Origin of the sequence: Micromonospora sp. NPDC048894 (assembly GCF_040649765.1) — a bacterium.
GTDB lineage: Bacteria > Actinomycetota > Actinomycetes > Mycobacteriales > Micromonosporaceae > Micromonospora > Micromonospora antibiotica.
This window is the reverse complement of the sequence record NZ_JBEZFY010000014.1, coordinates 83,326-107,119: the sequence shown is the minus strand read 5'-3', so window position 1 is coordinate 107,119 and position 23,794 is coordinate 83,326. Positions and strand designations below refer to the sequence as shown.

The 23,794-nt window shown below is 71.2% G+C and carries 19 protein-coding genes; 10 read left to right on the top strand and 9 right to left on the bottom strand.

Annotation, left to right across the window (positions count from 1 at the left end; translation table 11 throughout):
- Positions 1-62 precede the first annotated feature (62 nt).
- Both AB0C22_RS25610 and AB0C22_RS25605 read right to left on the bottom strand, forming a co-directional pair.
- On the bottom strand, positions 63-428 hold the full coding sequence (locus AB0C22_RS25610; protein WP_219463392.1) for a darcynin family protein: 366 nt from the start codon (positions 426-428) through the stop codon (positions 63-65).
- The gene (locus AB0C22_RS25605) at positions 418-1,335 is read right to left on the bottom strand and encodes an NAD(P)H-binding protein (RefSeq protein ID WP_357537471.1); all 918 of its coding nucleotides are present in this window, start codon (positions 1,333-1,335) and stop codon (positions 418-420) included. The genes AB0C22_RS25610 and AB0C22_RS25605 overlap by 11 nt, the downstream gene beginning before the upstream one ends.
- 109 nt (positions 1,336-1,444) lie before the next feature.
- Here AB0C22_RS25605 and AB0C22_RS25600 point away from each other — a divergent pair, with 109 nt between their 5' ends.
- Positions 1,445-2,383 (top strand): LysR family transcriptional regulator, encoded by a 939-nt coding sequence (locus tag AB0C22_RS25600; protein ID WP_357537469.1) that lies wholly within the window; start codon positions 1,445-1,447, stop codon positions 2,381-2,383.
- An 80-nt stretch (positions 2,384-2,463) separates the two neighbouring features.
- Here the strand turns inward: AB0C22_RS25600 and AB0C22_RS25595 are convergent, their stop codons facing one another.
- Positions 2,464-3,720, bottom strand: coding sequence for a PHB depolymerase family esterase (locus AB0C22_RS25595; RefSeq protein WP_255597645.1), 1,257 nt, complete (start codon positions 3,718-3,720; stop codon positions 2,464-2,466).
- Positions 3,721-4,148: 428 nt separating this feature from the next.
- Here AB0C22_RS25595 and AB0C22_RS25590 point away from each other — a divergent pair, with 428 nt between their 5' ends.
- Positions 4,149-4,442, top strand: coding sequence for a hypothetical protein (locus tag AB0C22_RS25590; protein ID WP_219463386.1), 294 nt, complete (start codon positions 4,149-4,151; stop codon positions 4,440-4,442).
- Between the two features lie 178 nt (positions 4,443-4,620).
- On the top strand, positions 4,621-4,800 hold the full coding sequence (locus tag AB0C22_RS25585; RefSeq protein WP_219463384.1) for a hypothetical protein: 180 nt from the start codon (positions 4,621-4,623) through the stop codon (positions 4,798-4,800).
- Positions 4,801-5,053: 253 nt separating this feature from the next.
- Here the strand turns inward: AB0C22_RS25585 and AB0C22_RS25580 are convergent, their stop codons facing one another.
- The gene (locus tag AB0C22_RS25580) at positions 5,054-5,563 is read right to left on the bottom strand and encodes a hypothetical protein (protein ID WP_308290833.1); all 510 of its coding nucleotides are present in this window, start codon (positions 5,561-5,563) and stop codon (positions 5,054-5,056) included.
- A gap of 130 nt (positions 5,564-5,693) precedes the next feature.
- On the opposite strand from AB0C22_RS25580, the gene AB0C22_RS25575 reads away from it, so the two are divergent.
- Positions 5,694-7,193, top strand: coding sequence for an alpha/beta fold hydrolase (locus AB0C22_RS25575; RefSeq protein WP_357537466.1), 1,500 nt, complete (start codon positions 5,694-5,696; stop codon positions 7,191-7,193).
- A gap of 90 nt (positions 7,194-7,283) precedes the next feature.
- Here the strand turns inward: AB0C22_RS25575 and AB0C22_RS25570 are convergent, their stop codons facing one another.
- Positions 7,284-7,943: a Type 1 glutamine amidotransferase-like domain-containing protein gene (locus AB0C22_RS25570; RefSeq protein ID WP_219470147.1), complete on the bottom strand. Its 660-nt coding sequence runs from the start codon at positions 7,941-7,943 to the stop codon at positions 7,284-7,286.
- 306 nt (positions 7,944-8,249) lie between these two features.
- On the opposite strand from AB0C22_RS25570, the gene AB0C22_RS25565 reads away from it, so the two are divergent.
- Positions 8,250-9,449: a pectate lyase gene (locus tag AB0C22_RS25565; RefSeq protein WP_357537464.1), complete on the top strand. Its 1,200-nt coding sequence runs from the start codon at positions 8,250-8,252 to the stop codon at positions 9,447-9,449.
- Positions 9,450-9,676: 227 nt separating this feature from the next.
- Here the strand turns inward: AB0C22_RS25565 and xylB are convergent, their stop codons facing one another.
- Together xylB and AB0C22_RS25555 are read right to left on the bottom strand one after the other, a co-directional pair.
- Positions 9,677-11,074, bottom strand: a complete 1,398-nt coding sequence (gene xylB, locus AB0C22_RS25560) for a xylulokinase (protein ID WP_357537462.1) — start codon at positions 11,072-11,074, stop codon at positions 9,677-9,679.
- Between the two features lie 112 nt (positions 11,075-11,186).
- Positions 11,187-12,221 (bottom strand): WYL domain-containing protein, encoded by a 1,035-nt coding sequence (locus AB0C22_RS25555; RefSeq protein ID WP_357537460.1) that lies wholly within the window; start codon positions 12,219-12,221, stop codon positions 11,187-11,189.
- Between the two features lie 9 nt (positions 12,222-12,230).
- On the opposite strand from AB0C22_RS25555, the gene AB0C22_RS25550 reads away from it, so the two are divergent.
- From AB0C22_RS25550 to AB0C22_RS25535, 4 genes are all read left to right on the top strand, one after another.
- Positions 12,231-13,184 (top strand): alpha/beta hydrolase, encoded by a 954-nt coding sequence (locus tag AB0C22_RS25550; RefSeq protein ID WP_255597643.1) that lies wholly within the window; start codon positions 12,231-12,233, stop codon positions 13,182-13,184.
- A gap of 496 nt (positions 13,185-13,680) precedes the next feature.
- Positions 13,681-14,703, top strand: coding sequence for a 3-oxoacyl-ACP synthase III (locus AB0C22_RS25545; protein WP_357537457.1), 1,023 nt, complete (start codon positions 13,681-13,683; stop codon positions 14,701-14,703).
- Positions 14,700-17,282 carry an alpha/beta fold hydrolase gene (locus AB0C22_RS25540; RefSeq protein ID WP_357537455.1) on the top strand — a complete coding sequence of 861 codons (2,583 nt, stop codon included), beginning with the start codon at positions 14,700-14,702 and terminating at the stop codon, positions 17,280-17,282. The genes AB0C22_RS25545 and AB0C22_RS25540 overlap by 4 nt, the downstream gene beginning before the upstream one ends.
- On the top strand, positions 17,279-18,286 hold the full coding sequence (locus tag AB0C22_RS25535; RefSeq protein ID WP_357537453.1) for an NAD-dependent epimerase/dehydratase family protein: 1,008 nt from the start codon (positions 17,279-17,281) through the stop codon (positions 18,284-18,286). Before AB0C22_RS25540 ends, AB0C22_RS25535 begins: the two co-directional genes overlap by 4 nt.
- 67 nt (positions 18,287-18,353) lie before the next feature.
- Here AB0C22_RS25535 and AB0C22_RS25530 read toward each other — a convergent pair whose 3' ends face one another.
- Positions 18,354-21,569: a BTAD domain-containing putative transcriptional regulator gene (locus AB0C22_RS25530; RefSeq protein ID WP_357537451.1), complete on the bottom strand. Its 3,216-nt coding sequence runs from the start codon at positions 21,567-21,569 to the stop codon at positions 18,354-18,356.
- A 175-nt stretch (positions 21,570-21,744) separates the two neighbouring features.
- Between AB0C22_RS25530 and AB0C22_RS25525 the strand changes: the two genes are divergently transcribed.
- Positions 21,745-22,680 (top strand): hypothetical protein, encoded by a 936-nt coding sequence (locus AB0C22_RS25525; protein WP_357537449.1) that lies wholly within the window; start codon positions 21,745-21,747, stop codon positions 22,678-22,680.
- A gap of 142 nt (positions 22,681-22,822) precedes the next feature.
- Here AB0C22_RS25525 and AB0C22_RS25520 read toward each other — a convergent pair whose 3' ends face one another.
- Positions 22,823-23,779, bottom strand: a complete 957-nt coding sequence (locus AB0C22_RS25520) for a DUF2690 domain-containing protein (RefSeq protein WP_357537447.1) — start codon at positions 23,777-23,779, stop codon at positions 22,823-22,825.
- Between the last annotated feature and the right edge of the window lie 15 nt (positions 23,780-23,794).

Sequence of the window (23,794 nt, the reverse complement as noted above, 5' to 3'; positions counted from 1 at the left end):
CGTCGTCCGCCGAGCCGGTGCCGCCGTCGGGCGACGGCGGCACCGGCCGTTGCGGCGGCGCGTCAGGTGCTGACGGTGGCCAGCGGCTTCAGGCCGTAGGTGTGGGCGTAGCCGTTCTCGGTGCCCACGAGCAGGTCGACGACCTCGAAGTAGCGGTCCCAGAAGGGGGTCTCGCGCAAGGCGTCGATCAGCAGCCGGTAGGCGTCGTGGTCGTCCGCCTCCCAGACCCAGATGTCGGTGACCCGCGCCGAGTAGAACTCCGTGTCGTAGAAGCGCGAGCGGACACCACGGGTGCGGGCCTCGATGACGGGCAGGACGTGGGTGGTGAAGGCCTCGACGCGTTCGGCCACGGTCATCGCGAGCCACTCGGGAGTGGTTTTGACGAGCATGAAAGCGGTGACGGGCGGCCCGGTTCGGTCAGCGGGCATCGGCGGCCTCCTGGGCGGTGCGGACGGCGGGCCGGAGCGTCCGGGCGCACCACTGCGCGAACGCGGTGGCCGGCCCCGCCTGCGGTGAGCGGGCGACGCCCGAGTCCAGGCCCGCGTCCTTGGCGCGTTTCATGTCGACCATGGCCTCGACGAACGCCTCGTTGAGGCCGTAACCGAGCATGGTGGAGCGCAGGTCGTCGAGCGACTGACGCCGGTAGCGGACCGGACGGCCCAGTTCCCCGGTCATGATGCGGGCCAGGTCGTCGGGCGAGAGGTCCTGCGGGCCGAGCACCGGGACGTCGCCCACACCGGTCCAGGAGCGGTCCAGCAGCAGCCCGGCCGCGGCGGCGGCGATGTCGGCGACGGCCACCATGGGGGCGCGACGGTCCGGGGCGACGGTGTCGGTGAAGACGCCGTCGTCGCGGATCGCGTCGACCTCCTCCAGCAGGTTCTCGAAGAAGGACGGGCAGGCCAGGGCGCGGTAGGCGACGCCGGAGCCGGCGATCAGGTCGTCCATGGCCAGGGAGGCGGTGACCAGCCCGGCCCGGGCGGCCTGCGGGGTGCCACGGCCGAGCGCCGAGACGCCGACGACGTGCCCGACGCCGTGCTCGGCGAAAGCCCGCGCGGCCGGGCGGGTGAAGCCGCTGTAGGCGTCGTCGGGCGGGACGGAAGCGTCCGGGGGCACCAGCCAGAACACGGCGTCCGCCCCGGCGAAGGCACGCTCGACGGTCGCGGCGTCGCCGTGCGAGCCGACGACCACCTCGACCCGGCCACGGACGCCCTCGGGTAGCCGGGCCGGATCCCGGACGACGACCCGCAACTCCTCACGGCCGGCGGGCGCGGCCTCGATCAGCAGCGACAGCAGGTGCCGCCCGATGTTCCCGGTGGGACCGGTAATGACGATCATGAAACCTCGATTGTCGGAACGGCAGGACTCAGCCATAGTGCGGACCGGCGCCGCATTGCCACAATGGGAACTTCAGCATCCAATCATTGCCCGAAGTGGAACAATTGCAGTGAGCAGCCCCGCCCCGAACCTCGATGCCAACCTCGCCGTCGCCCTCGACGCCCTGCTGACCGAGCAGAGCGTCACTCGCGCCGCCGCGCGGCTACAGACCTCCCCCGCGGCGATGAGCCGTACCCTGGCCCGGTTGCGCCGGGTGCTCCGGGATCCACTCCTGGTCCGGGCCGGACAGCGGATGGTGCCCACACCGCGCGCCGAGGCGCTGCGCGCCGAGGCCGCCGCGGTGGTACGCCAGCTGGAGGCGTTGCTCGCCCCGAGCGGCGGAATCGATCCCGCGGCACTGCGGCGCACCTTCACCGTCCAGTCCGCGGACCTGGTCGGTGCCGCAGTCGCGCCCGGGCTGCTCCGGTTCGCCCGACAGCGGGCACCTGGCGTTTCGCTGCGGGTGCTGGCCGAGGAGTGGGAGGCGGGCCCCGCGCTGCGGGACGGACGGATCGACCTGGAAATCGGGGCCATCGACCATGTCGACCCGGAGACCCACGTCGAAGAACTCGTCACCCTGCGGATGGCGGCCGGAGTCAGGGCCGGGCACCCACTCACCGAGGGAACTCTGACGGCCGCCCGGCTCGCAAAGGCCGAGCACGTGGCGGTCAGCCGTCGCGGACGCTTCAACGGACCGCTGGACACGGCCCTGGCCGAGCAGGGGCTCAGCCGGCGGGTCAGCGCCGTCCTGCCCGGACACCTGGCCGCGATGATGCTGGCCGCAGCCGAGGACGTGGTCTGCCTGGTGCCGACCGCGCTGCCGGGTGAACCTCCGTCACGGCTCAGCGACGCGGCACACACGCTGGGGCTGCGCCTGTTGGACATTCCGCTGCCGCTGCCACCGCTGACGATCGGCATGGCCTGGCACCCACGGCACAGCGTCGACGGTGCCCACCGGTGGCTGCGTGCCGCCGTGCGTCACGTGCTCCGTCCCGCCCGAGCGGAATAGGACCTGCGCGTCCCCGGCCGCGCACACGTGCCCGTCGGGGCGGGCCGCGCCGCTGGGGGAGCACTCGCGGATGCGGCCGATCACCGGCGGCGACGGGACATCCACTGCCAGAGGTGGGTGCCGTCGACGCTCGGGTCGTTGCGGGCCACGTAGATCCAGGAGAAGTGGCCGGGGAACTGGTAGCCGTTCCAGACGACGCGGTCGTACAGGGTGATCAGCGATCCCGGGATGAGGTCGTGGGCGTGGACCGTGTTGGTCACGGGCGGCACGGTGTCGTCGTCGCGCGAGGTGACCAGCCAGGTCGGGGTGTCGATCGCCGCCAGCTCCGCGTCGGTGACCAGCGGCGGGCCCGCCGCGCCGAGCGGCTCGACGACGCCGCAGACCGGCACCGACGCGGCGAACAGGTCGGGGTAGGCGACCGTCATCTTCAGGGCCATGTAGCCGCCGTTGCTGCAACCCGCCACGTAGATCCGGTCGGGGTCGACGCGCCTGCGGCGGACGAGGTCGTCGACGATCTCGCGGATCAGCGGGGCGAACCGGGGGCCGTCCTCCATCCAGTAGGAGGTGCTCTGCGGAGCGACCACGTACGCGTCGGAGAAGATCCGTTGCGCCTGCGGGGTGGCGAAGCCCAACGCCCCCCGGTTGGCACGCAGCGTGGTCTCGTTGTCGTAGTAGCCGTCGGGCAGGGAGGCGCCCTCGCCGGCCCCGTGCAGCCAGAGGATCAGCGGCAGCCGGCCATGGCGGGGTGGACGCTGCGGGGAGTACAGCCGGTACTTCATGCCCGAGCCCGACACGTGGTGGCTGAAGGCGTCCACCTCGGGGTTCGACAGTCGCCCCTGCACGAAGCTGGTGATGGTGAGCGGTGGGCCGTGACGCCGGACGAGCGGGGTGTTCTGCGTGATGGTGTAGACGAGGTCCAGCCGGACGTTACGGGCCCTGCTCAGGATGTAGCCGAGGGTGCCGCCGCCGAGTTGGCCTTCGGCGTGGCTCAGTTCCAGCACGATGTTCCCGTGCCGGTCGAGCCGGGCCGCGGTCACCGTGCGGTCCAGGTCGTACTCGCTGAAGATCAGGTCGCCGGGAGCGATCGGGACGGGGCTGGTGGCCTTGGCGTGCACGGTGAACGTGCCGGGGTGGAGCCCGGCGGGATCGATCGGCCCGAGCCGGGCGGTGTCGAGGGTGACGGAGGTGACCTGTTCGCCGCCGTCGAGCGTCGTCGCGTCGAGGGTGAAGCTCACGCTCGTGGAGCGGTGGCCGTGGGCGTGGGCGGCCCCGGGCAGCGCGAGGCCGATGGCCGTGCCGGCGCCCCCGGCCAGGACGGTGCGGCGAGTGACCGACATGGACATGCGACCCCCGACAACTACGTAGACACCTGTCGATAGAGGGTCAACGTAGCGCCGGGAAGATCGGCTGGCAACCGGTGTGCGGTGGTCCCACCACTCACTCCGCCCGCAACGGCACGTCCGCGAGCACCTGCCAGCGGGCACCGGGCACCCGGCCCGCCTCGAACCGGCCGCCGAGCAGCTGCACCCGTTCCCGCATGCCGACCAGGCCGTAGCCGCCGCCCCCGCCGCAGCACCGCCGCTGCGCCGGCGAAGCCGACGACCCGGGCGAAGGCCACCTCGGACCTGTCCGGACTCCGGATCACGGTCGTCAAGGCCGGCAAGAGCGTCCTGATCGACGTCGCCGGCGACGGGGTGGACCGCTTCCTACAGGCGGGCCAGGGTGGGTCGACTTCACCGGGACCGACCGGACGGACTCCACCGCGATGGCCCTCTACCCGGCGGCGGTGGCGGCGAAGAACCGGGTGGTCATCAAGCCGCCGTTCTGGAACGAGGAGGTCGGCGGCGGGTACTGCGTCGCGGACACCGCCGGTGCGGCGTTGAAGTTGGAGAACTGCCGCGACGGGAAGACGTCGCAGGTCTGGCAGGTCGTCCTGGCAGGTGACTCCGGCCTGTTCGAACTGCACGGGGCCTACGGCGTCATCGGCGTCACGAACGGCCGCATCACGGCCTCCGGAGACGGCGATATCGGACTGCAGGTCCTGCCGTACGCCCCGTGACAGCGCCCGGCCGGTCGGCCTCCTCGTCGACGCCGACCACCCGGACCGCCGCGCCCGACCATCGCGTGTCCGCACCGTCTCCGCCCGCACCACATCGGATCATTCCCGGCACCGGACGACCTGACTGTCCGCGACAACAGTCCGGTGCCGCGCAACGCCTAGCAGAGAGAAGCAGAACATGGGATTTACGGCATACCTCGCGCTGTTCGCCGTGGCCGCGTCAGTAGTCGTCTTCGTCGTGACCCGCAGGCGCCGGAGTCTCGCTGCCGCCTTGGGACTGTCGGCGCTCACCTTCCTGGGCATCGCCGTCGCCTCGATCCTGTGGGTGCAGCTGGCTGTCAGCGGCATGGACGGCTGACCGCGCACCACTGTTGCGGGCAGGCACGAGCGGAGCGGCAGGGGATGCCCGTCCGCTCCGCGTGCCTGATCGCCCCACCGGGGCCGCGACGAGTCAGGTCGGGCTACCAGCCCGAACGAGTGCTGCTCCTACCGGACACCGCGCGAACGGTGCTGGTACCTGCCCTGGTCGTCCGGCCGGCCGTTGTCCTGAGGAAGGTCTTCGCCCGACCAGGAGATGACCATGGCCGACACGGTCGGACCCTGTGGAGGGCCTACTCTCCGTCCTCCGGGTAGGGCACCGACCGCTCCCACGCCGCTTCGAACTCGTCACGGCTGATCTCCATCCGCACGTACCGGGGGTCCCGGAGGTCCCGGGGCGGGTTGAGCAGGTCGTCAGCCAGCCGGAACACGCCCTCCGTCGACACCTCCACCTCCCGCCGGCGACGCCCGTCCGGGCCGACCTCCACGAGGAAGACGGCGCCGTCCTCGTCGTCGCGCAGATACACCCGCTCCCGCCCGGCAAGCACCCCGTACCCGGGCAGCGATCGGTGCGCGGCGCGCTGGTCCCACAGGTCCGCCAGGGAAGTCCCCGACAGCGCGTCCAGGTGCAGCTCCTCCTCCACGGAGGGGCCCAGCTCGCGAATGCTCGCCTCGTCGGTGATCACTTCGACCTCGGCGACGTTGTCCACGATGTCCTCGGCAGAGGCGGCCCACACCCACCACCACATGCCACCCATGCCGTAGTCATGGCACACCAGATACCGCTTCTTCCCCGCGTCCACCGGACGATGGTGCCACGGCGCGACGGAGCGTCAGCCGCGGCCAGGTTTCGGGTACTCGACTCTCCGGGTGTGGCCGGGTGAACCGGCACGTTGCGGTGTGGAGGCGTGCGTCCTAGCGTGTGCGACACAGATGAATAGGCGTCGATGGTTGGAGGCGTGGATGCGGGCGGTGGTCGCTGTCGTTGTCGTTGTCGCCAGCCTCACCATGGCCGTCGCTCCGGCCGGAGCGGCCCTGGCCGGGACGGCCAGCGGGGCGACCCTCGCGTGGCGGGCGTGCCCCGGTGTCGATGACACGCGCCTGCGCTGTGCCACCGTCGAGGTGCCGCTCGACCATGCGCGGCCGGCCGGCCCCAGGATCGACATCATGATCTCCCGGCTGGCCGCGACCGACCCGGCGCTGCGCCGCGGTGTACTGGTCACCACGGGTGGCGGACCGGGTGGTGCCGGTGTGCCCGAGCCGCTGAACCTCGCCGCCGTCGTCGATCCGGCGGTGCTCGCCCGGTACGACATCGTCGGGTTCGACATGCGCTTCGTCGAACGCAGCACCCCGATCACCTGCGGCCAGCCGGAGGAGGAACCGGGCGGCTACTGGGTGCGCATCGCGACGTACCAGTCCCTGGAGGACACCGCCGTCGAGGCCCGTGAGTACGCCCGTGCCTGCGCCCGGCACGCCGGTTGGGCGTTGCCGTTCGCCACGACCGCGCAGGCCGCCCGCGACATGGACGCCATCCGGGCAGTCCTCGGCGAGCGGAAGCTGTCCTTCCTCGGGGGGTCGTACGCGGCGATGCTCGGCGTCGCGTACGGCACGCTCTTCCCGCACCGGGCGGACCGGTTCGTGCTGGACAGCCCGGTCGACCTCGACCTTGCCTGGCGGCCCTACGAGCTGGAACGGCTCCCGGCCTTCGAGGACAACTACGCCGCCTTCACCGGGTATCTCGCCGACAACGACGCGACGTTCGGGCTCGGTGGCACGCCGACCGAGGTCGCGCAAACCCTGAGCGGGGCTTTCGCCGAGGCGGCGCTCGACCCGATCGTGGCCGGGGACCACGCGTGGACCGCCGGCGAACTCGGCTCCCTGACGGTCATCGCGACGTACTTCGAGCAGTTCTGGCCGGTGGTCGCGACCGACCTGGCCGCCATCCTCGCCCACATCCCGCCGCCGATCCCCCTCGACCCGCGGCCGGCCCCCCTGCCCGGGACCCCGGGCGTGCCGGCGGACAACCACACCGCGGTCAACATGGCGTTCCGCTGCGGCGACGACGCGTGGCCCCGTGACCTGGCGACCTACCGCCGCGACCTGAACCGACTCGGCACCCGCCATCCGGTCTTCGGTCCGTCGATCGCCAACGTCAACCCCTGCGCCTTCTGGCCGGTCAGCCGGGACAACACACCGCCGCTGGTCGGCAACCGGGCACCGGCGGCACTCGTCGTCGCCGCACTGCGCGACGCCTCGGTGCCGCCGGCCAACTCGATCGCGACCGCCCGGGCCATCACCGGCTCCCGGCTGGTCACTGTGGACAAGCAGACCCATGTGCCGCTGCTCAGCGGCCAGGCCAACGCCTGCCTGACCGGCACCGTCACCGCCTACCTGGTGCACGGGCAGCTGCCGAGGCACGACACGGCCTGCTGACGGCGCCTTGCCGGGTCGTCGCGGCGTGTTCGGCTGCGGTACGTGGCGGAGCGAGCGGGTGCTCCGCCAGGCGACCGCCGTTGGCCGTAGCTACGAGGGGAACCGCCGCCACTGCCCCTCGGAGACGACCTCGACGACGCCGTCGGTCACCGTGATGGCCGTCTGATCGTCGATGGCGTACGCCGGACCCGCGATCTCGGCCGCCCATCTCTCGGCATCAGCCATGGTGTTGTCGGGCTCAAGACCCAGGTGCGGGAAGATCGAGAAGTCGACGACTCCCAGTGTGCGGTCGTCGGGTGCGGACTGCCACGCGACGAATTCCGCGCCGATCCGGGGGGTCAGCACCATGCTCCCCGCACTCAGCCCCACCCAGACGGTGTCCGGCAGTGACGGCAGGAGGTCCGCCAGCCCGGAGTGCCGCATCCAGTGGCACAGGTATGCCGCATCGCCGCCGGCCACGAGGATGACGTCGGCGTCCCGCACCCAGGGAACCCACCGCTGCCCGCCGATGCTGGGCAACGCCGTCAGCTCCAGGACACCCAGCGACTCCCAGCCCAGGCCGCACATGGGCAGCGGCGTCTGACCGGTGATGAAACGCCAGGCCGAGGCTGGCCCGGACACGGGGTTGCCGTACAGCGCCGTGGGGATGCAGAGGGCACTGGAGGCGGCGATCGGTTTGCCCAGTAGGTCGACCAGCGCCTCGTGGATACTCCCGTTCGTGACCCCTGCGGACGTGAGGAGGAGCCGCACGCGTGCCTCCTGTCCGTAGCGCTCGCGACTGCCCGCCATGATAGTTGCGCACCATCGGTCGGTGCCCGCAGACGGGTCCGTCCGGAGCAATTTACCGACGCCATTGTCAGTCCTGGGATTTGCAGCGCCCTTGCGGCGATCGGACGCGTCGCTGACCCGGCCCGACGGCCTCGGTGCACCGTACCGGTTCTTTCGCGACGAACCGGACGAGTCAGGTGTGACCCTTGCCTCATCATCGACTGGTCTCTATCTTTGATGGAAAGCGCTTTCCCAAACCAGGTGCTCCCGCTCGAAAGGTGAGATCAGATGAGACGCAAAGTCGCCTCGCGGTGGCTGGCCGGCAGCGCCACCGTGGTCGCAGGCGCCGTCGTCGCGCTGGCGCTACAGATTCCCAGCGCCTCGGCCGCCACGAACCTGAGCCTCGGCGCCGGCGCCGACGGCTCCAGCAAGGCCAGCGGTACCAGCTACGGCAACGTCATCGACGGCAACACCGGCACCTACTGGTCGCCGAGCGGATCGACCGGCACGATCTCGGTCAAGTGGGGCAGCGCCACCACGGTGTCCTCGGCCGTCATCGTGCTGGCCTCGGGCGGCGGCTCGATCAGCGGCTGGCAGCTCAAGAACAACGACACGGGCGCCGTCCTGGCCAGCGGCAGCAGCGCCCCGAGCACCGTCAACTTCTCCTCGACGTCGCTGAAGAAGATCTCCTTCGTCATCACCGGCGCGTCCGGCACCCCGCGGATCGCCGAGTTCGAGACGTACGCAAGCGGCGGGTCGACCCCGACCTCCGGTCCCACCAGCAGTCCGACGTCCGGCCCGACCAGCAATCCGGGCACGCCGACCGGAGCGTGGCCGTCGTCGGCCGGCTCGGTCAGCATCTCCGGCACGGTCAACGTCTCAGGCACGTTCGACGGCGGGATGAAGACCCACTGCTGCATCGGTGACGGTGGGCAGGGCGAGTCGCAGGACCCGATGTTCAAGATCGCCAACGGTGGCACGCTGCAGAACGTCATCCTCGGTTCGCCGGCCGGCGACGGCGTGCACTGCGAAGGCACCTGCACCCTGCGCAACGTGTGGTGGAACGACATCGGTGAGGACGCCGCCACCTTCAAGCAGACCAACGGCGGCACCTCGTACATCATCGGTGGCGGTGCGCGCAGCGGCAGCGACAAGACCTTCCAGCACAACGGCAACGGCACGGTCAACATCTCCGGCTTCTACCTCAAGGGGTCCGGCAAGCTGTACCGCGGCTGCGGCAACTGCACCACCTCGTACACCCGCCACGTGCGTATCGACAACGTCCTGGTCGACGACATCGACATGCTCGCCGGCATCAACAGCAACTGGAACGACACCGCCACGATCACCCGCGTGGTCGTGATCGGCTCGGCCACCATCTGCGGCAAGTACAAGGGTGTGCCCAAGGGCAGCGAACCCAGCTACCTCGGTGAGGGCTGGAACGACGCCAACTGCAAGGTCAACAGGAGTGACGTCACCTTCCGGTAGTCACCCCGGACGAGGTCCTGCGCAGCGGGGCATCCGCGCCAGACGGGTGCTCCGCTGCGCTGCGGCCGGGCGGACGAATGCTGGGCACCGGGTCCGGCTGGCGCGTCGCCCGCGTCGGGGGCGTACCGGAGAACGCGTACGCCACCGCGACGGTCGTCGGCGGTGACCGCCCGGAACGGACCCGGGCGCATCGCCGTCAGCGCCCGACCCGCTCCGCGCCGCCGGGGTCACGTCAGCAGCGGTAGCGCCCGTTGGCGGACGTCGACGTAGCGCTCGTAGACCCCGGGGGTGCCGTCGGCGGTGGCCTCCTCGGCCTCCACCGGCCACGGCGGCGGCTCGACGTCGCCGGACAGCGCCCAGGCGGCCTGCCGCGCCGCGCCGAGCGCCACGTATTCGGCGGGGCGCGGCACGCTCACCGGCGCACCGAACAACGCCGGTGCGACCGCCCGCACCGCGCGGGACCGCGCCGCACCGCCGATCAGCAACACCCGGTCGACCGGGACGTCCTGGGCGCGCAGCGCGTGGAGGGCGTCGGCGATGCCGCCGAGCATGCCCTCCACCGCGGCCCGCGCCAGGTTCGCCGCCGACGCGTTCGCCCGGGTCAGGCCGGCGAGCAGGCCGCGCGCGTCGGGCAGATCGGGGGTGCGTTCCCCGTCCAGGTACGGCAGCAGGGTCAACCCGCCCGCGCCGGGTTGCGCCGCGAGCGCCAGGTCGTCCAACTCCGCCAGTGACCGGCCCAGCAGGTCGGCGACCGTGACCAGCACCCGGGCCGCGTTGAGCGTGCAGACCAGCGGCAGGAACCGGCCGGTCGCGTCGGCGTACCCGGCCACCAGCCCGCTGGCGTCGGCGGTCGGTACGTCGCTGCGCCCGTACACGCACCCCGAGGTGCCCAGCGAGACCACCACGTCACCCGGCCGCAGGTCGACGCCGAGCGCCCCGCCCATGGTGTCGCCGGTGCCGGCCGAGAGCAGCGCCCCGGAGGCGGTCTCCCCGACCACCTCGGCCGGCCCGGCCACCCGGGGGAGTGCCACGTCCCGACCGAACGCGAGCCGCACCAGGTCCTGCCGGTACGCGCCGACGGCCGGTGACCAGTAGCCGGTGCCGGACGCCTCACCCCGGTCGGTCGTCGGCTCCCCGCCGTCGGCGCGCAGCCGGTGGGTGAGCCAGTCGTGGGGTAGCAGCACCATGCTGGTGCGGTCCGCCAGCTCGGGCTCGGCGCGGGAGAACCAGCGCAGCTTGGTGACCGTGAAGCTGGCCACCGGCACCAGCCCGACGGCGTCGGCCCATGCCTTCGGGCCGCCGAACTCGGTGGTCAGGTCGACGGCGGCACGCGCCGAGCGGGTGTCGTTCCACAGGATGGCGGGGCGCAGCACCTCGCCCGCGTCGTCGAGGCAGACCATGCCCTGCTGTTGTCCGGCGACGCCGATCGCGGCGACTCCGTCCAGCAGGCCGGCGCTGGCCTGCTCGTACGCGGCCCACCACGACCGTGGGTCGATCTCGGTGCCGTCGGGGTGTGGGGCGCGGCCCGCGCGGAGCACCTCGCCGGTCTCGGCGTCGCAGACCACGACCTTGGTCGACTGGGTCGACGAATCGACCCCGGCGACGAGGGTCCTCGCGTCACCCATGGCGATGCCTCCGTAGCTCGGGACCCGACCCTACGTCCAGCACCCGGATTAGTTCAATGGCTATGCAAAATTCGGCGTCGCCTTGACCGTGGAGCACCGTCGACGACGTTGCTCATCGCCGTGGCGTCCGAGGCGCGTGCCGCTGCGAGCCGTACCGCTCGACGAGCACGGTGCCGATCGCGGCCAGCTGGTCCCGCACCCCCGGCGGGCCGGTCACCTCGAGGTAGTCGACCAGCCCGGCAAGCTCGCCGGCGAGGATCCTCTCGTCGTTGCCGCGGATCACGACCTCGATACGGCCGTCGGTGGTGGAGCCTCCCACGTCGAGTCGAGCGCCGAACCCCATCCGGAGCACGCCTACCGCGTGGGGCGTGCACGTCGCGTGGGCCTCGACCGGTGTCCGCCGGCGCTCGACCTCGTCGGCGATCTCGCGCCAGCTCTCGGCGAGGTCGAAGTCCTCGGGTCGGTGCACGGGATCGGTGGTCGGGGCGACGGAGGACACGCGGTCGATCCGGAAGGTCCGCCGGCCGGTCCCGGTGGTGGCGACGAGGTACCACGACGGACCCTTGGCGACGATGCCCAGCGGGTGGACGGTCCGCTCGGTGCCGGTGCGTTCCCGGTCGACGTAGCCGAGCCGGACCTGGACGCCGCGGATCACCGCGTCCTGGAGTTCGCCGAGGAAACGCGGCGGTCGGGCCTCGACCGGGCTCGACCCCCACCGTTGCGGGTCCATGACGAGTGACGACGACGCCGCTTCGGCCTGCGCCCGGAACGGCTCCGGCAGGGCGTGGGCGAGTTTGCGCAGCGCCGCCTTCACCGTCGGCGTGACCGCCGAGGCCGGGCCGGCGACCAGGAACAGGGCGCGGGCCTCACCCGCGGTCAACCCGGACAGGTCGGTGCGGGCGCCGCCCACCAGGCGCCAGCCGCCGCCCCGGCCCTGCACGGAATACACCGGTACGCCGGCCATGCCCAGGGCGTCGAGGTCGCGGCGGGCGGTGCGCTCGGAGATCTCCAGCTCCCGGGCGACCTCCGCCGCGGTCACCTGTTCGCGCTGTTGCAGCAGGAGGAGGATGGCCACCAACCGGTCGGCTCGCACCCGGACGACACTGCCACGGAAACCGGTCAGGAGGTGACCGGTTTCGGTCGGCATGATGCCGGCATGACAACCGATTTTCCCGAGCCCACCCGCATCGCGGTCAACGGTGTGGAACTCGAAGTCTTCGAAGCCGGCCGGCACAACGCAGGTAGTCCCATCGTGCTCTGTCACGGCTGGCCGGAGCACGCCTTCTCCTGGCGTCATCAGGTGCCGGCCCTGGCAGCGGCGGGCTACCACGTGATCGTCCCCAACCAACGGGGCTACGGCAACTCGTCCCGTCCCGCCGACGTGACGGACTACGACATCGCCCAGCTGTCCGGTGACCTCGTCGCCCTCCTCGATCACTACGGCTACGCCGACGCCACCTTCGTCGGCCACGACTGGGGCGCATTCGTCGTCTGGGGCCTGACCCTGCTGCACCCGCACCGGGTCAACGGCGTGGTGGCGCTGAGCGTGCCCTACCAGGAGCGCGGAGAGGTGCCGTGGATCGAGGCTATGGAGGCCGTGCTCGGCCCCGACTTCTACTTCGTGCACTTCAACCGGCAGCCGGGCGTCGCGGACGCCGTGTTCGAGGAGAACCCGTTCCGGTTCCTGCGGAACCTGTACCGGAAGAACGTGCCCCCCGCAGAGCCCCAGCCGGGCAACGCCCTGATCAACCTCGCCAGGGCGGAAACCCCGCCCGGTGAGCCCGTCATGAGCGACGACGAGCTGGCCGTCTTCGTCTCCGCCTTCGAGTCGGCAGGGTTCACGGGCGGAATCAACTGGTACCGGAACCTGGACCGCAACTGGCGGCTGCTGGCAGCTGCGGACCCGATCATCCGACAGCCCACCCTCATGATCTACGGCGACCGTGACCCGGTCGCCAGGGCGGAGAGGTTGACGGCATTCGTGCCGAACGTGGACGTGGTCGGTCTGGACTGCGGTCACTGGATCCAACAGGAGAAACCGCAGGAGACGACCGGGACGATCCTGGCGTGGCTGGACCAGCGGGCTGCCGCACCGGCGTACGCCCCGTAGGTGGGCATTGCCGCCGATCGAGCTGATGTCGATCACGCGACCTCCGCCGTGCAGGAGCGCGGGCGGGAGCGCCTGGGTGACGGCCCCGCCGGGCAAGTTCGCGGGCGGTTGCGGCACCCATACCGGTGTAATCGGCGATCAGCTGCTGATGCCCAAAATGTCCCTTATGCGACACCCTGTCGTCAAGATTGCGACAGGGTGTCGCTAAATTGTCTCGGCAGGCTGTGACGTGAGGGCATGGATCCGCGCTGTGTCCGGGGTCTCGCTGACGATGGAGACGCCGTCCAGAGTCGACTTCGCGATTGGTCGGACGGTCCGCACGGCGACGTAGCGCAGCAGCCGTGGAATCACCTAGTCCGCCGGCAGACCGAACCGGTGTCCTGGATGCGTGTGGTCCGGTGGGTGACGTTCACCGCGATACCGATCGGCCGTTGGTGATTGGTGGAACCGGGCGGATAGCTTCGAGCTCTCAAGGTGGGCGACGGGCGGAGGATGGATGACGCGGGGCAACGCTGAGTATCGCTACACGAACACGGCGATAATGTCGGTGGCGGCTGTGGAAGCTCCGGTCGTCGTCACCTCTGATCAGTTCGACGAGCAGCTGAGCGAGACCTTCCGGCGGCTGAGGCTGCGCCCACGGATGCTTCAGCGGATCGCCGGCGTCCAGGAGCGGCGCTGGTGGCCGGAGGGTTTCGGGTTTGCCGACGCGGCGGCGACTGCCGGGGCGAAGGCGCTGTCGGAGGCGGGTGTCGACGCGCATGACGTCGGCCTGTTGATCAACACGTCCGTGTCTCGAGCGCATCTGGAGCCATCGACGGCGGTGGCGATCCACCACGCCCTGGACCTGCCGCCGTCGGCCTTGAACTTCGACATCGCCAATGCCTGCCTCGGGTTCGTCAACGGGATCCAGGTCGCTGCCAACATGATCGACGCCGGACAGATCCGGTACGCGCTGATCGTGGCGGGCGAGAGTGCCCGCGAGGCGCAACAGGCGACGATCGAGCGGTTACGCCGGTCCGACTCCACCCGCGACGACGTCCGGGAGCAGTTCGCCACGTTGACCCTCGGGTCAGGCGCCGCCGCGATGGTGCTGGCCGCCGCCGACGCCCACCAGGAGGGGCACCGCCTGGTCGGCGGGGTGAGTCGGGCGGCCACGCAACACCACACGCTGTGTGTCGGGGACAGCACGCGGATGCGTACCGACGCGAAGGGTCTGCTCGACGCGGGGGTGGACCTCGCGGCGGCGGCCTGGGCGCGCGCCGGGGCGTGGGACTGGCAGAACATGGACCTCTACGTCATGCACCAGGTCTCGGCGGCGCACACGCACGGCGTCGTCAGCCGGCTCGGCCTCGACCCTCGGAAGGTTCCCGAGACGTTCCCGTTGTGGGGAAACGTCGGCCCGGCGTCGCTGCCGCTGACCCTGGCTCACCACGCCGGATCGCTCAACTCAGGTGACCGGGTGCTGTGTATGGGGGTCGGCTCCGGCCTGAACACGTGTGCCCTGGAGATCGTGTGGTGAGCAATCGAGACACCGTGTCGCCGCTCGGGCTGTCGGGACTGGATAGTGCCTGGTCCCGGTGGGTCACCGCGGCAGACAGTCAGGGCGTGCAGCGCACCTGGCATGTGCTGGACACCGCTGCCGAGGACGCGGCCGGTCCGGTCCGACCCGTGGGGACCATCCTGTGCGTGCACGGCAATCCGACCTGGTCGTACCTGTGGCGACACCTGTTGGCCCGGTTCGGGCGGGTTGACGCACCGCCGTGGCGGGTGGTCGCCGTGGACCACCTGGACATGGGGTTCTCCGAGCGCACCGGCACCGTACGTGGGCTGGCGCAGCGGATCGACGACCTCACCACGGTCACCGACGCGCTGGGACTGACCGGGCCGGTGGTCACGGTCGGGCACGACTGGGGCGGGTCCATCTCGTTGGGTTGGGCACTGCGGCACCGTGATCAGCTACGTGGTGTCGTGTTGACCAACACCGCGGTGCACCAGCCGAGTGGGTCGCCGGCGCCCACGCTGATCCGCCTGGCCCGGCTGCCCGGCGTGTTGCCGGCGGTGACCGTGCGGACCCCGACGTTCCTGCAGGCCACCCTCGCCCTGGCGAACCCGTGGCTGCCGGAGCCGGTGCGAGAGGGCTACCTCGCTCCGTACCGTGGGGCGGACCGGCGGGCGGCGATCGGCGGCTTCGTCGCGGACATCCCGCTCGGATCAGACCATTCGAGCTGGCAGGCGCTGCAAGACGTCGCACAGGGTCTGCACACGCTGGCGGAGATCCCGACACTGCTGTTGTGGGGGCCGCGTGACCCGGTCTTCGGCGACGTGCATCTCCGGGACCTGCGGAACCGGCTGCCGCATGCGCGGTTGCACCGGTTCGAAGGCGCCGGTCACCTGCTCCCCGAGGATGCTGATGTCGCCGGTGCGGTGGCTCGGTGGCTGGTTGAACTGGACCGCCGGCCCGCCGACCCGACTCCGGCATCTGCACCGGCACCGGCGGTGCCATGGCGTCCGCTGTGGGCGGCGTTGGCAGAGCGCGCCGAGGACCGGTCGGTCGCCCTGGTGGAGCTGGCGAACAACGGCCGGCAGGTCAGCTGGTCCCTGTTGTGGCAGCGGATCCGGGAGATCGGGGCCGGGTTGTCGGCCTCCGGAGTGCGCCGCGGTGATCGGGTGGCACTACTCGTACCGCCCGGCGCCGACCTGACCGCCGCCGTCTACGCGTGTCTTCGCATCGGTGCGGTGATCGTGGTGGTCGATCCGGGTCTGGGACTGGCCGGCATGAGTCGGGCCCTGCGCAGCGCGGACCCCGCGCACCTGGTCGCCGTCGGCCGGGGCCTCGCCGTCGCGCGGGCCATGGGCTGGCCCGGACGGCGTATCGGAGCCGGGCCGGGCGCCGCCGCGTTGGGGGCGTTGACCCTGGGTGGGCTTGCCCGCCTCGGCGCCGACGTCCGGGAACTTCCGGCCCCCCCACAACCGGACGACGACGCGGCCGTGCTGTTCACCTCCGGTTCCACCGGGCCGGCGAAGGGTGTGGTCTACACCCATCGCCAACTCGCCGCGATGCGTGACGCGCTGTTCGATCTCGGGGTGGACACCGACGCCGGGATCGTGGCGGCTTTCGCGCCGTTCGCACTGTTCGGGCCGGCTCTCGGTGCCCCTTCGGCGATCCCGGACATGAGGGTCACCGCACCAGGGACGTTGACCGCCACCGCTCTCGCCGAGGCGACAGCGGCGGTCGACGGCTCGGCGGTGTTCGCGTCACCGGCCGCGCTACGCAACGTGGTCGACACCGGCGACGTGTTGGACGATCGTCACCGCGCCGCGTTGCAGGGGGTGACATTGCTGCTCAGCGCGGGCGCGCCGGTGCCCGCCGCACTGCTCACCCAGACGCGGGTGCTGATGCCCAAGGCGCAGCCGCACACCCCCTACGGAATGACCGAGGTTCTCCCGGTCACCGACGTCACCCTCGACGAGATCGTCGACGCCGGGCCGGGCGACGGTGTCTGCGTCGGCCGGCCGTTGCCCGGTGTCCAGGTGGCGATCGCGGCCCTGGACACGACCGGCACGCCTGCCGAGCAACCCGGTTGCGCTCCTGGGCGCACCGGCGAGATCCTGGTCAGGGCCGCGCATGTCAAGGACCGATACGACGGGCTCTGGCTGACCGAGCGGGACAGCTCCCGCAATCCCGGATGGCACCGCACGGGCGACGTAGGCTACCTGGATTCCGACGGCCGACTGTGGGTGCAGGGTCGGCTTGCCCACGTCCTGGTCACGTCCGACGGCGTGCTCACTCCGGTCGGGACCGAACAGCGAATCGAGTCGTTGCCGCAGATCGCGCGGGCCGCAGTGGTCGGTGTGGGACCGCCCGGGGTGGCAAAGGTCGTGGTCATCGCGGAAACCCTGCCCGGGAGCCGCCGTGCCCGAATGGCCAGCCGTGACCTGGCCGCCGCGGTACGCGCCGCAGCCGCGACACCGGTCGCGGCCGTGTTGGTGGTCCCGGCCCTGCCCACGGACATCCGCCACAACTCGAAGATCGACCGTACCCGGCTGCGGCACTGGGCGGAACGAGTGCTCGCCGGCGGGGGGTTGCGCCGCCCGTGAAGATCCTCGTCACCGGTGCCAGCGGCATGCTCGGCGGCGCCACCGCCGCGGCTGCGCGGATGCGCGGCGACCACGTCCGCGTCCTGCAGCGTCGGCCCACCGGCCTGGTCGGGGTCGACGAGCACCGCGGCGACATCACCGATCCGGAAGCGGTACGCGCGGCCACCGAAGGAGTCGACGCCGTGGTCCATCTGGCCGCGAAGGTGTCGATGACCGGGCCGTGGCAACACTTCGCGCACACCAACATCGGTGGTACGGCCACCCTGCTCGCCGCCGCCCGGGCAGCCGGCGTGACGCGATTCGTGCACGTGTCCTCGCCGTCGGTGGCCCACCACGGCACCGGCCTGGCCGGCGTCGGCGCCGGTGCCGCCGACCCGGACCGTGCCCGGGGCCACTACGCCCGGAGCAAGGCTTCGGCGGAGTTGCTCGCGCTGGCCGCCGACTCGCCCGACTTCGCCGTGGTGGCGATCCGCCCCCACCTGGTCTGGGGGCCGGGCGACACCCAGTTGGTGGGTCGGATCGTCGAGCGGGCCCGGGGCAACCGGCTGGCACTGGTCGGCCGGGGAACCGCCCTGATCGACACGACGTACGTCAGTAACGCCGCCGACGCCCTCGTCGCCGCGATCGACCGGGCCCCCGAGGTCGGCGTACACGGACAGGCCTTTGTCGTGACGAACGGTGAGCCGCGGACGGTGCACGAGCTCGTCGACCGGATCTGCGTCGCCGCCGGTACGGCGTCACCGAGGCTTCGGGTGCCGGTGGCCGTGGCAAAGGCCGGCGGCGCCGTGGTGGAGCGGCTGTGGTCGGCGCTTCGGCGCACCGAGGAACCGCCCATGACCCGGTTCCTGGCCGAGCAGTTGTCCACCGCCCACTGGTTCGACCAACGCCGAACCCGAGAGGCACTGGGCTGGTCACCGCAGGTGACGCTTGAGGAAGGCTTCGTTCGGCTGGCCATGGCGTACCGGAGCACGGTCCCCGCCCCCGCAGCCACTGGCGGGGACTGAGCGCGGCACCGCCGACCACGCCGGTGGCGACACCGCGCATGCCGGGACCGCTCCGCTCGTGGTGCCGTCACTTGTCGTAGTCATAGTCATGCTTGTTGTGCACTGGTGCCGGCCTGCTTCCTCGTGGTGGGGTCGCTGGCGCTTGACGGGTGGCCTGCGTGCGGTGCCCGGGCAGGGACTCCGACGCGAGAAGGGCGAGTAGCTTCTCGATTCGTTCGGTGCCCGGCTGGTGGCCGGTCAGGGTGTGCGACTGGGCCGCCAGCCCGGCGCTGCGCCGGGCGGCGACCACGTCACCGGCCGAGTACTCGGCTGCGGCGCGGGCGGCGAGCGCCCGGCCTTCGAGCAGCAGATAGCCGCACTGCCGCGTGATGGACAGCGCCGCATGGCACCAGGAGGGTGCCGCAGGCTCGTCGATTTCGGCGAGGCTGACGGTGATGTCGGCCTCGATGTACCGATCCGCGGTGGTGCGCGCAGTTCGCAGGGCATCCAACAGGGTGCCGGGTTTCCGCTCGACGACGCCCAGGATGTGGAGAGCGAGCGCTTCGACCCGGGGCTCGACCGGTGCGCGCGCCATGTCGAGTGCCTGCCGGGCGAGGCTGGCCGCGTGCGGATGGTCGCCACGGTCGCAGTGGACCCGAGCCAGCGCACACAGGGTGGTGGCACGGCCCCGGCTGCCCGTCTGCTCATGGAGTTCCAGCGCCTCGGTCAGTGTCCGTAGTGCATCGTCGGACCGGCCGAGAAGGTGGTAGACGACGCCCAGGTTGCTCAGGATGAGGGCCCGGCTGGAGGTCGCCCCACCCTGGTGTGCCAGGGTGAGCGCCGCGTGGTGATGGTCTGCGGCCTCGCGGAGCCGTCCGAGGTCGGCGCAGACCAGTCCGAGGTTGTTGTGGTTGACGGCGACGCCTGCGGTCCGGCCGTTGCGCCGGTTGAACTCCAGCGCCCGCTCCATGACCCGTAGGGCTTCACCCGGCTGGCCGGTCATCCGGAAGACCGGGCCCAGGTTGCCCAGCGCGGCCGCCTCGCCGTCGCGCCACCCTGAACGGTTCGCGGCGAGCAGCGCCAGCTGGTAGTCGTCGATGGCCTCGGGGAACCGTTCCAGCCGCCAGTGCAGGGCGGCGAGACTCAGCCGGGCCGCCGCCTCGGCCTGCTCGTGCCGGTCGGCCCGGGCCGCGGAAAGACCGATCCTCGCGACCTCGGACCATTGCGTGGTGTGCATCCCCAGCCACAGGTAGCCGCGTAGCGCGTCCGCCAGCGACCAGGCGAAGGTGTGCAGTTCCTGGTGCGCGGCATGGCGTGTCACGGCGACGAGGTTGTGCCGGTGCGCGTCGAGCCAGGCGAGAGCGTCGACATGGGCGGCGAATCGCATCGGTGGACCGGCGGGCGCGGGTAGCTGCGTGGGTACGCGCAACACCTGTGGATACAGCCGGTCGGCTGCGGCGTACACGCTGAAGAGGTACCAGGACAGCAGGTCGACGAGTCTGTCCCGGTTGTCCTCGACCGCCGCCAGCTCGGTCACGTACCGGCCGAGCAGGTCGTGGGTGCCGAAGTGGCCCGGCGTGCGCTCCTGCGCCAAGTGCGCGTCGGCGATCCGGGCGAGCATGTCCGCCGCCTCGCCGGTATCGCACCGCAGCATCGCGGCGGCCGACTCCGCTGTCACGTCGCAGCCGGGCACCAGGCCGAACAGCCGGAAGAGCCGCTGGAGTCGCGGTGGCAGAGTCCGGTAGGAAACGGCGAACGCCGAACGCACCGCGACCTGCTCGTCGTCACGGACGGTCAGCACGGTCAGCGGATCGCCCGCGCGAAGCCGCGCCAGGTACCCGCTGACCATCTCGTGCGGGCGGGCGTGCAGGTCTGCTGCGGCGATGCGCAGGGCCAGCGGCAGGTGTGCGCAGTCACGGGCCAGTTCCGCGAGAGCGTCCCGCTGCTCGACGACCCGTTCCGCGCCGATGACGCGGGTCAACAGTTCGGTGGCCTCCTGCGGCGCGAGCACGTCCAACGACAGCCGCTGCGCGTCGTGCCGGGCGGCCAGCCCACCGAGGCGATCACGGCTGGTCACGATCACCAGGCAGCCGGCGCCGCCGGGCAACAGCGGCCGTACGTGCGCGGTGTCGCGGGCGTTGTCCAGCAGGATCAGCATCCGCCGGTCGGCGAGCACGCTGCGGTAGAGATCCGTCGCCTCGTCGACGTCGTCCGGCACCCGGGCGGGCGGCACGCCGAGCGCGCGAAGGCAGCGCGACACCGCGTCCAGCGGTGCTGTCGCCGCGCCGGGCGAGTAACCGCGCAGGTCCAGGAAGAGCTGCCCGTCGCCGAAGAGTGGCCGTACCTGGTGCGCCCACCGGACCGCCAGCGCCGTCTTGCCCACCCCGGCCGTCCCGATGATCGCGACGACCGCCAGGGCGCCGCTTTCCCGGGCCTGGTCCAGCATCGTGTCCATCGCGGCGAGGGCGTCGCCGCGACCGGTGAAGGTGGACAGGCCGGCGGGCAGTTGGGCGGGACGCGGAGCGGATCCGGGTTCCCGGACCGGTGGTGCGGGTCTGTTCGGCGGAAACTGTTGCCGCAGCACCCGTACGTGGGCCTCCGCGAGCAGCGCTCCCGGCTCGATGCCCAGCTCGTCGGCGAGGAGGCGGCGGATCCGCTCGAACACCCGCAGCGCCTCGGCCCGGTGTCCCGATCCGGCCAGTGCCGTCATCAGCCGCACGGCGAGGCCCTCGTGCCACGGGTTCCCGGTGACCAGCTCGCGCAACGGCGCCACCACGGCGGCGTGTCGACCGAGTGCGAACTCGGCGTCGAACAGGTCCTCGGACGCGGCAAGCCGCTTGTCGTGCAGGGCGGCGGCGGCGGCCGGCACGAAAGCGCCGGACGCACCGGCGAGTGCCGGGCCACGCCACAGCGCCAACGCCTGCCGCAACAGGATGGTGGCCCGCTCGTGCTCGCCGGAGTCGGCATACCGACGGGCAGCTTCGGTCAGCCCGGAGAAGACCACCACGTCCAGGTCGTCGCCGGCCAACTCAAGGCGGTATCCGCCAGAATCGGAATAGATCGTCTCGGGTATCCCGGCCGCACGGGTCAGTTGTCGCAACCGGGAGACACAGACCTGGACCTGTGCTCGTGCGCGGGTGGGGAGAGCTCCTCCCCACAGCGCCTCGGTCAGCTGCTCCGCCGACACCACCACGTTGGCATTGAGCAACAGAAACGCCAGCACAGCGCGTTGTTGGGGGCGTCCCAGCGGCACTCGCCCGCCCCGCACCACGGCCTCGACCGGGCCGAGCAAGCGCCATGTCATCCAGCCCCCACATTGATGTATCGAACTTGATTCTATGTGTCGCCTTCAGGGCGGCTATCGGATGGCTAGCCGATGGCAAGCCGGGCCGCGCAGCCTGATGGAGCCGGGCGGACGGTCCGGAACATGGGGTAAAGGAGCTTCAATGAGACGAAGAATCCGCGCGGCTCTCCTCGCGGTGACGACACTCAGCATGGTCGTCGCGTCGGTCGGGGTCGCGCAGGCCGACGATTCGTCGCAGTCGTCGCAGCCAGCGCAGTCGTCACTGCGCGACGCACGGGCCGCCGCAGCCGCGTCGGGCGGGCTGAGCCACGCCGCGAAGGGCGGGATCGGCATCGCCGCGACGTGGTTCACCGGCACCCTCGCCGCCGGCGGCACACAGGGCTGGACCTGGACCAACGCCCCGGCCGACGCCGCCTACGTGGTCGGCTACAACCCGGTCGGCGCGACCACCTCGGCCACGTGCCAGTTCGAGACGATCAACAGCCGGTACGTCCAACTGCCCAGTGGGGAGCGGCAGTACCAGTTCACCCTCAAGAACGTCGGCTCGATCGCCTGTGGTGCGACGGTGCAACTCACGGCGGTGACCAGTACGTTCCTCGGCTCGACCGGCGGCGTCAGCCCGGGTGGCACCCAGACGAGCCTGTGGAACGTCCCCTGGAACACCATCTGGGTGCCCGCTCTGAACCCGAGCGGCGCCACGGGTTCGGCGGCCTGTCAGTTCCAGGTGTCGCGCATCTGGACCGTGCAGCCGGGCAGCTCGCTGCGGCAGATCTGGGTGGAGGCCAAGAACGTAGGGAGCATCACCTGCCAGGCCGACATCCGGCTCGGCTCCACGACCATCGGCTCGCAGTTCTCCATGGCGACCGTGGGCCCCGGCAGCACCTGGTCCACGACGTGGAACAACGCCAATCCCGTCACCTCGGCCTACGTGGTCGGTCCGTCGCCCCAGGGCAGCTTCCCCACCTACTGCCAGTTCGAGGTCACGCGCCTGGTCTACATCCAGCGCATCAACAGTGACGGATCCTCTCAGCGTCAGCTCGCGATGTGGTTCAAGAACCTCAGCACACTGTCCTGCGGAGGGACCGCCTACCTGCAGACCATCGCTGCCTGATTCCGCACCCGTCCCCGCGGTCACCGCGCGACAACCACCGTTGTCGCGCGGTGGCCGCGCCCTTCTCGCCGCCACCCCTGGCCGGGACCCGGACATCAGATCATCACCGGGTGGACGAGCGGCGGTTCGGCGGCCGTCGACGTCAGACACAGATCGGTTCTGCGGCGGCGGAGCGGTCGTCACGAGTGACGACGGCTCCGATCGCGCAGAGCCGGTCGGTGGGGTCGGCGCGGACGATCAGGGTGGTGAAGGCCGACTTCACATCGGGTTCCACGGCTTCCTGGCGGGTATCCCCGTGCGGGTCGGACCTGCGGTAGATGGCGACCTCGACGTGGTTGCCCAGCGGGCTGTCGTCTGCTCGGGTGATTCGGGCCCACGCGGCCCGACACCTGACCGAGAACACGATCTCCAGCAGGAACTCCGGGTTCTTGTTCGTGCTCGTCGCGACCTTCGCGTCGTCCAGGCACGGCGTGTCCAGCGGGTTGTCACCGGTCGCTGCCGATGCGGAGGTCGGCTTCGTTGTCGGTGCGGTGACCGGCTCAGGCGTCGAGACACGGTGTACGACGAACCCGGTCACGACATTGGTGATCAGCAGTGTGACCGCGACCGCTGCCCACCATCGCCATCGAGGTTGTCCAGGTGGTCGACTGGTGAACTCCGCAGCGTTCTGCTCGCCGGGTGGCGTGACCAGCGCCGTACGACGAGCCACCCACCGTTCGATTTCCGCGTGGTCGACGCCGAGGGCGGTCAGGTAGCCGCGTACCGCCAACTCGGAGGGCAGCGCTTCGAGTTTCGCGACCTTGTGCAGGGTGCTCTTACTGACCCGTACACCGTTCATTCTGGCGCGGTGGACCATCGCGTCCCATGTCGGCGGCACCTCACGGTCGTCGCGCAGCCTGCGTAGGTCACCCACGAAACGGTCAACCGAGTCGCCCCGGTCCTGCCGATCCGACTCCTGCTTCACCACACCCCCGCCCGCGACGGATTCGCCACCGCCTGACCAGTGTGGCGTAATCGCGATCCATTCCTCCATCTCCCTGGTGGATGGACGACTGAACGGGTGCAGTTCGGGGTGTCCGGGACGTACCGCCGGCGGCAACTCGCTCGCATGGTG

What these genes read in the sequence shown, in the direction of transcription:
- AB0C22_RS25610 (WP_219463392.1), bottom strand. Translation starts at nt 428, where the DNA reads ATGCCCGCTGACCGAACCGGGCCGCCCGTCACCGCTTTCATGCTCGTC.
- AB0C22_RS25605 (WP_357537471.1), bottom strand. Translation starts at nt 1,335, where the DNA reads ATGATCGTCATTACCGGTCCCACCGGGAACATCGGGCGGCACCTGCTG.
- AB0C22_RS25595 (WP_255597645.1), bottom strand. Translation starts at nt 3,720, where the DNA reads ATGTCGGTCACTCGCCGCACCGTCCTGGCCGGGGGCGCCGGCACGGCC.
- AB0C22_RS25590 (WP_219463386.1), top strand. Translation starts at nt 4,149, where the DNA reads ATGGCCCTCTACCCGGCGGCGGTGGCGGCGAAGAACCGGGTGGTCATC.
- AB0C22_RS25585 (WP_219463384.1), top strand. Translation starts at nt 4,621, where the DNA reads ATGGGATTTACGGCATACCTCGCGCTGTTCGCCGTGGCCGCGTCAGTA.
- AB0C22_RS25575 (WP_357537466.1), top strand. Translation starts at nt 5,694, where the DNA reads ATGAATAGGCGTCGATGGTTGGAGGCGTGGATGCGGGCGGTGGTCGCT.
- AB0C22_RS25565 (WP_357537464.1), top strand. Translation starts at nt 8,250, where the DNA reads ATGAGACGCAAAGTCGCCTCGCGGTGGCTGGCCGGCAGCGCCACCGTG.
- xylB (WP_357537462.1), bottom strand. Translation starts at nt 11,074, where the DNA reads ATGGGTGACGCGAGGACCCTCGTCGCCGGGGTCGATTCGTCGACCCAG.
- AB0C22_RS25555 (WP_357537460.1), bottom strand. Translation starts at nt 12,221, where the DNA reads ATGCCGACCGAAACCGGTCACCTCCTGACCGGTTTCCGTGGCAGTGTC.
- AB0C22_RS25550 (WP_255597643.1), top strand. Translation starts at nt 12,231, where the DNA reads ATGACAACCGATTTTCCCGAGCCCACCCGCATCGCGGTCAACGGTGTG.
- AB0C22_RS25545 (WP_357537457.1), top strand. Translation starts at nt 13,681, where the DNA reads ATGACGCGGGGCAACGCTGAGTATCGCTACACGAACACGGCGATAATG.
- AB0C22_RS25530 (WP_357537451.1), bottom strand. Translation starts at nt 21,569, where the DNA reads ATGACATGGCGCTTGCTCGGCCCGGTCGAGGCCGTGGTGCGGGGCGGG.